Genomic DNA, 7,030 nt, shown 5'->3' with positions numbered 1-7,030 from the left:
CTTAAAAACGCCGGTTCCCGCCCCTCTGGTCGGCTTAGCCGTGGGAACGCTGGCCGCCACACTATTGCTGTGGGGCGGCATCGAGGTAGATACCATCGCCTCGCGCTTTCGCTGGAAATTCGAGGGTGACAGCGGCACCGGCATTCCCCCTTTCGCGCCCAGTTTTACCGCGCCCTGGCATTTCCCGGGGGCGGATGGCACGCCACTTGAGATCAACTTTGCCCTGATTCAATCACTATTAGGCCCCGCCTTAGCGATTGCACTACTCGCCGCCATTGAGTCACTGCTGTGTGCCGTGGTGGCGGATGGTTTAACCCGCACCCGCCATGACCCTAACGCAGAGCTAATCGGCCAAGGTCTTGGCAACTTAGTGGTGCCCTTTTTTGGTGGCATCACCGCGACAGCCGCCATGGCCCGTACAGCCACCAATATTAAAAGCGGCGCTTTTTCGCCCATTGCCGCCGTGGTGCATTCGCTGGTGGTGTTGCTCGCCGTGATTGCGCTGGCAGGCGTGTTAGGGTTTGTGCCGATGGCGGCCCTGGCTGCACTACTGTTTGTTATTGCCTGGAACATGAGCGAAGCCCGCCACTTTATGCATACGTTAAGGAGTGCCCCCGCCAGCGATGTGTGGGTACTGGTGATCTGCTTCGCGCTGACAGTCATTTTTGACATGGTCATCGCGGTGGCTGTAGGTATTGGCCTAGCGGCGGCGCTGTTTATTCGTCGTATGGCCCAGCTGACCAACACCCAACGCTTAACCACGCCTTCTTCCGGCGAGCATTTCCCGCCGGAAGTCGCGCTTTACAAAATGACCGGCCCACTATTTTTCGGGGCCGCAGAGAAAGCCATTGCCACCTTGCGGGTGATTGATCACAACGTGAGCATTGTGGTTTTGGATATGCGCGATGTACCGAGCCTGGATACCACCGCCATGGTGGCGCTGGGGACGCTGCGCCGTGAACTGGGTGAGCAAGGTGTAGGCATCATATTTGTCGGGCTGCCGCCCCGGTTGGCGCTGAAAATAAAGCGCGCAGGCATTCATCGTGAAGTTGGTAAATTGGCCGTGGTTAGCAACCTCGCCCACGCCGAGCGCTTGGCGCGCCGCTGGTTGGGTCACGCACGCTAAGGGCGCTCCCCATAAAAAAACATCCCGGCGATGTGCTTATCGCCGGGACGCTGTGGGAGCGATGACTACTCGTTAATGCTTAGAAGAAACCTAGCGGGTTAATGTCGTAGCTGACCAGCAGGTTTTTGGTTTGCTGATAGTGCTCAAGCGCCATCTTATGGGTTTCGCGGCCCACACCGGATTTCTTGTAGCCACCGAAGGCTGCGTGGGCGGGGTACTGGTGATAGCAATTGGTCCAGACGCGACCTGCTTGAATGCCACGCCCCATGCGGAAGGCCACGTTAATATCGCGGCTCCACACGCCCGCGCCCAAGCCAAACTCGGTGTCGTTGGCAATCGCCAGCGCTTCTGCTTCGTCTTTAAAGGTAGTTACCGCCACCACTGGGCCAAAGATCTCCTCCTGGAACACGCGCATCTGGTTATTACCTTTCAGCAGCGTAGGCTGAATGTAGTAACCGCTGTTGATGCTGTCATCCAGCGTCTCTTTATTACCGCCGGTCAGGAATTCCGCGCCCTCGTCCCGAGCAATGTCCATGTACGACATGATCTTATCGAACTGCTCTTGGGATGCCTGAGCGCCCACCTGGACGTCGGTATCCAGCGGGTTACCGCGTTTGATGGTCTTGGTGCGCTCGATGACTTTCGCCATGAACTCGTCGTACATGCTCTCTTGAATCAGCGCCCGCGACGGGCAAGTGCACACTTCGCCCTGGTTAAAGAAGGCCAGCACCAGCCCCTCTACCGCTTTGTCGATGAACGTCGGCTCGGCGTTCATAATGTCGGCAAAGTAGATATTGGGGGACTTACCGCCCAGCTCCACCGTGGAGGGAATAATGTTCTCGGCCGCGCACTTCAGAATATGCGAGCCCACCGGCGTCGAGCCGGTAAAGGCAATCTTGGCGATGCGCTTGCTGCTGGCCAGCGCTTGGCCTGCCTCTGCGCCAAAGCCATTAACGATATTGAGTACGCCGGGGGGCAGCAGGTCACCAATCAGCTCTGCTACTTTTAGAATGGACGCTGGGGTTTGTTCGGCAGGCTTCAGCACCACGCAGTTACCCGCCGCTAGTGCTGGGCCTAGTTTCCAAGCCGCCATCAAAATCGGGAAGTTCCACGGAATAATTTGCCCTACCACGCCCAACGGCTCGTGGAAGTGGTACGCCACCGTGTTGGCATCAATATCAGCGGCAGTGCCCTCTTGGGAGCGCAGGCAGCCTGCAAAGTAGCGGAAGTGGTCAACGGCCAGCGGAATATCCGCATTGATGGTTTCACGCACCGCTTTGCCGTTGTCCCACGTTTCGGCCACGGCCAGCATTTCGAGGTTTTGCTCAATGCGATCGGCGATTTTGAGCAGGATGTTACTGCGCTCTTGTACCGAGGTCTTGCCCCACGCCGGAGCGGCTTTATGGGCGGCATCCAGCGCTTTTTCGATATCTTCAGCGCTAGAGCGGGGAATTTCACAGAACACTTTGCCATTAACTGGGCTAATGTTGTCGAAGTATTGGCCGTTCACCGGGGGAACAAACTCACCGCCGATGTAGTTACCATAGCGCTTTTCAAACGAGACAACAGAGCCCGTTTCACCTGGGTTGGCGTAGATCATGGTACTGCTCCTGAGTATTATGATTATTAAAAGGTGCCTACTCAGTGTTGGTCACTCGCGCCATTCTCGATATAGCCCGATGGCAGGACGCACCTTCATCCCTTGGTAGGAGACGCCATGTACTCGCTGTTAGTGGCAGATGACCATCCACTGTTTCGTGATGCGCTACACGCCGTCATTAGTAGTGGATTCACCGACACCCAACTGCTTGAGGCCGACAGCCTGGCGTCGGCCATGGCACACGTTGAGACCATGGAAGGGTTAGACCTGCTGCTGTTGGATTTAAGCCTACCTGATGCCGACGGGTTAGAGGGCCTGAAAACCCTGCGCGAGACGTTCCCTTGGCTGCCGGTGGCCATCGTCTCGGCCCACCAGGAGCGCCAGCTCGTGCTTGATGCCATTACTCTGGGGGCCGTAGGCTATATCCCGAAATCCACTCCTAGAGAGCAGCTTCTCGCCGCGCTACAGCAAATTCTCCAGGGCCAACTCTACCTGCCCGCCGATATCATGCGACGCCCTCCTCCCCGGGCAATACCTGCGGCAGCAGGCGAAGATTCGGAGGATAAACCGAGCCGCCTGCCCCGGCTCACCGACAAACAGCTAGACGTGTTGGGCTGTATGAGCCAGGGAATGTCCAACAAGCAGATTGCCCGAGAACTGGACATTGCTGAAACCACGGTAAAGACCCATGTATCGGCTATTTTGCGAAAACTGGGCGCTACCAGCCGGGTACACGCCATTGTGATGGCCGGAGAGGAGGATTTAAACGGCTATATCGCCAAGCGAATGGCGCGTTAACGGCCCTCTAACAGCGTACCTAACAGCATCTTCAAACGCAGTGGTTTAAGCGGCTTTAGTAGGCAGTGCATTCCTGCCTCCCGGGTAGCCCGCTTTACCGAAGCTTCATGGTTGGCGGTAATCACCACTGCGGCTAACCCAGGATAGCGGCGACGCAGCCGGGCAGCTAAGTCGATGCCGTTCTCGCGGTGCTCCCCTAAATGGTAATCCACCAGCAGCACCGCCGGGCGTTCGCCGTCGCTAGCGGCTTCCAGCGCGCTCACCGTCGCCGCTGCCCGTACCCGACACCCCCAACTGCCCAGCAGCGCCTGCATCCCTTCGGTAATGGCGGGGTCATCATCCACCACCCACACCACACAGCCCTGCAGCGGGTCATCGCCCCACTGCGCTGATGACACCGGGCTGGATCCGCCTTCTAACGCGCCGCAAGAGGCTGCGTAGGGCACCAAAATAGAGAACAGCGAGCCATGACCTAGCCGTGATGCCAGTGTGACGGAGTGATCCAACATGGTACTAATACGATCGACAATGGCTAGGCCTAGCCCCAGGCCGCGACTGTGGTTGGCCTGTGGCTGGCTGGCGCGACGAAACTCCAGAAAAATGGCTTTGCGCTGGGGCTCTGGAATACCGGGGCCAGTATCACCCACCATAATCTCCAGGCCATCGGCCCGGCGGCGGCAGCCTAACAGCAGGTGGCCGTGCTCGGTGTAGCGCACCGCATTGCTAAGGAAATTACGCACCACCCGCGCCAGCAGCGCTAAATCGGACTCCACCCACACCCGCGAAGGTACATAGTGAAGGGTAAGACCACGCACCCCCGCCACTTGGCGATACTCCTCCGCCAGCGCATCCAGCAGCGTACTTACGGCAAAGGGCGCTTTATCGGCATGAAGCACTCCGGCATCTAAGCGGGAGATATCCACCAGCGTCCCAAGCAAGCCCTCGACATCTTTCAGCGAGCGCCCGATATGGCCGACAAGCGCCTGGGTGGGCTCAGGTAGTGCATGGGTTTCCAGGGCGCTGGCAAACAGCCGTGCCGCATTGAGCGGTTGTAGAAGGTCATGGCTAACGGCGGCCAAAAACTTGGTTTTAGAGACGTTAGCCGCGTGGGCTTCAGCGTTGGCTGCCAGCAAACGAGCGTTGACCTGGCTTAGCTCGTCCAACGTGCGGTGCAGCGCATCGGTGCGCTCACGCACCTGTTCGGCAAGCAGCACCGAGCGCTCAAAGGCCGCATAGGGCGCGCCATTAGGGCTACCGCCGGATTCCACTCGCTCCATTAACGCCGCACACACTTTGCGTAGCCGGTGGTTCTCCTCACGTAGGGTCGCAATATCGTCGCCTTGATGCGAATCAGGGAGTTGGAAGAGCGCCAAAGGCCACCCCCGTAAACGTCTGGTTCACATGCATGCCGTGGTGCTGCTCGCCGTAGGTATTAAATCCCACGACACGGGCTTGGCGCAGCAGCGTCGATGCCTGGTCAAGTTGCCCCAACGACTCCAGCGCCATCCGTCGCAAAAAGCAGTCGCAGCCAATAATCGCAGCGGGCTCGCCTAAGCGGGCTTCCACTCGCTGCAGCATGTGGGCTAAATCGGTGAGCAGCGGCGTGGGCTGCATGGCAGTCAGCACAATGCCGTTTTCCACCGCGCAGTAGAAGCTTAGGCTGCCATCATCATTGACCCGTTGAATCGAGCGAATATAGTGCTGGCCGCCCAGGTGTACCGCCAGCGGGTGCTGGGCAAAAATGGGAGGCGCAAGTGCCTCAACCGAACAGCCCACCAGCGCGGCATACAGTTCGGCCGCGGGGACACCGTTAAGCTCCAGCACGCGGCGGCGCTCACGATCCGCAGCGGTGACCACCAACTTGTGCTCAAGTGGCTCAAGGTGGTGGGTGGAGAATACTTCAAACGGTAGCCGAGTATTCATCATGACCACCACCGCCGCACGGGTATGGAAGCGTCCGTTAGCGTATACATGGGTATGGGTTAAGTGGTTATCGTCCCCTGCGGAACCGCCAAAGCTTGGAATGCGCCCCAAGGCCGCATCCAGCGTTGCCAGCACTTGCTCTTCACGACTGGATAGCCCATCCAGCAGCGTCAGGGCAAAGCTGTGTTCGTTGACCGGCGCAACGGCTTGGCGGCGGCAACGCTCTAACAGCTTATCCACCAAGGGCTGCGCGGTGGGGAGGTCAAAGTACTCCAAGTCATCAATCAATGCGGTTTCTATCGCAAAAAAGCGCTGGTCAAAGCAGATCGCCACCACCGAGCCGCGGTCATAGCCATCCGGCGTTAGCTCGCCTGCGGTGGTGCAACCACTAATAGGCAGTTCGCCAAAGGCGCTGCTTAGCGCCTGGGCAAGCGCGGCCAGCGGATACTCTGCGCTACAGAAAAACAGCACAAAGCCTGCATACTCATGGTAGAGCGACGCCGCCAACTCGTTGGCGGCTATATAGGGGTCAGAAGCCCGGCTTGCAGCGGTTATCAGGCCACTGTTAGTTAAGCTGATGCTCACGATGCCATTGCTCCAACGCAGCGTGGGTGCGTGCCGCACAGTGGTGCAGCGCGCTAAAGGCCTCTTCAATCTGAGCGCTTGAGGCCTCTGGCTGCCCTGCTAGTTGCTCTAAGTGCTTTGACTGAGCGGCCAACTGCTCGGCACCTATGCTTAAAGATTCGCCTCGCAACTGATGAGCAAGGCGCTCCATCTGAGGTAGCTGCTCACTCGCTATTTCTGTATTAGAAGCGAAGCAATCAACCAACTGGCCAATATAATCATGCACTTGCTGATGATAAAGCATTACCAGTTGTTTAACGCTGTCAGCCCCTATCGAGCTGGTTAACGTCGCAAGCGTCGCTTCATTGAGCAGCACATCGTTACCTGATTCGGCGGCGATAGGCGTTGACGGCGTCTGCGCAGGCGTCAGTTGAAGCGCCAGTACATTGCTTAGCGCCAGCAGCGAGAGCGGCTTGGTAATATAGTCATTCATACCTGCCGCCAGACACCGCTTGCGGTCGTCTTCGGCGCCACCAGCCGTCATCGCCACAATCGGTACATCGCTGCACCAACCGCCCTGGGCACGCAGTTGCTGGGTCACCGTTATTCCGTCAATATCGGGCAGTTGAATATCCATAAAAATCAGGTGTACTTGCTGGCGCTTAGCCATCGCGAGCGCATCGTAGCCATTTTCAGCGCACACTACGTCACACCCTAATCGTGAAAGCAGGCCTAGCGCCACTTTACGGTTTACCGCGTTATCCTCCACCAACAGCAGCGAAGTACCGTTAAAGTCTTGAGTAGGCTCTGCAGGTTGCGATGTACTAACGGGGCTAGCCTCCACTAGCGGCAGCTCGCACCAGAACGTGCTGCCCTCGCCGGGTGTGCTAATGACGCCTAATCTTCCCCGCATCGCGTCGCTCAGCCGCTTGCAGATAGCCAACCCTAGGCCGGTGCCGCCATAACGGCGGGCAACGCTCTCATCCGCCTGCTGAAAAGGCTCGAACAGCGTCTCTTGC

General features: G+C 58.2%; 6 protein-coding genes. 2 read left to right on the top strand and 4 right to left on the bottom strand.

The genetic code is table 11. The features are described 5' to 3' along the window. Window positions 1–1,126: SulP family inorganic anion transporter (locus tag BIS10_RS16170; protein WP_253506690.1), on the top strand; the 1,126-nt coding region annotated here is incomplete at its 5' end. 79 nt (window positions 1,127–1,205) lie between these two features. On the opposite strand, the gene BIS10_RS16165 is transcribed toward BIS10_RS16170, so the two are convergent. Then, window positions 1,206–2,726, bottom strand: a complete 1,521-nt coding sequence (locus tag BIS10_RS16165; RefSeq protein WP_253506687.1) for an aldehyde dehydrogenase family protein — start codon at window positions 2,724–2,726, stop codon at window positions 1,206–1,208. Window positions 2,727–2,843: 117 nt separating this feature from the next. On the opposite strand from BIS10_RS16165, the gene BIS10_RS16160 reads away from it, so the two are divergent. After that, a complete protein-coding gene (locus tag BIS10_RS16160) occupies window positions 2,844–3,524 on the top strand; it encodes a response regulator transcription factor (protein ID WP_253506684.1) in 681 nt (226 codons plus the stop codon). Here the strand turns inward: BIS10_RS16160 and BIS10_RS16155 are convergent. The 3 genes from BIS10_RS16155 to BIS10_RS16145 form a co-directional block, all read right to left on the bottom strand. Next, complete coding sequence (locus BIS10_RS16155; protein ID WP_253506682.1) at window positions 3,521–4,897, bottom strand: hybrid sensor histidine kinase/response regulator; 1,377 nt, start codon at window positions 4,895–4,897, stop codon at window positions 3,521–3,523. The two genes, BIS10_RS16160 and BIS10_RS16155, sit on opposite strands and share 4 nt — an antisense overlap. Continuing rightward, window positions 4,875–6,032 (bottom strand): nitric oxide-sensing protein NosP, encoded by a 1,158-nt coding sequence (nosP, locus tag BIS10_RS16150; RefSeq protein ID WP_253506679.1) that lies wholly within the window; start codon window positions 6,030–6,032, stop codon window positions 4,875–4,877. The genes BIS10_RS16155 and nosP overlap by 23 nt, the downstream gene beginning before the upstream one ends. After that, window positions 6,013–7,030 (bottom strand): response regulator (locus BIS10_RS16145; protein ID WP_253506676.1); only part of this gene is annotated, 1,018 nt, incomplete at its 5' end. The genes nosP and BIS10_RS16145, both read right to left, overlap by 20 nt.

The sequence above is a fragment of the Halomonas sp. 707B3 genome (genome assembly GCF_024158645.1).
Lineage (GTDB): Bacteria > Pseudomonadota > Gammaproteobacteria > Pseudomonadales > Halomonadaceae > Vreelandella > Vreelandella lionensis.
The sequence above is the reverse complement of the archived record's forward strand: the minus strand, read 5'-3'. Positions and strand labels throughout refer to the sequence as shown.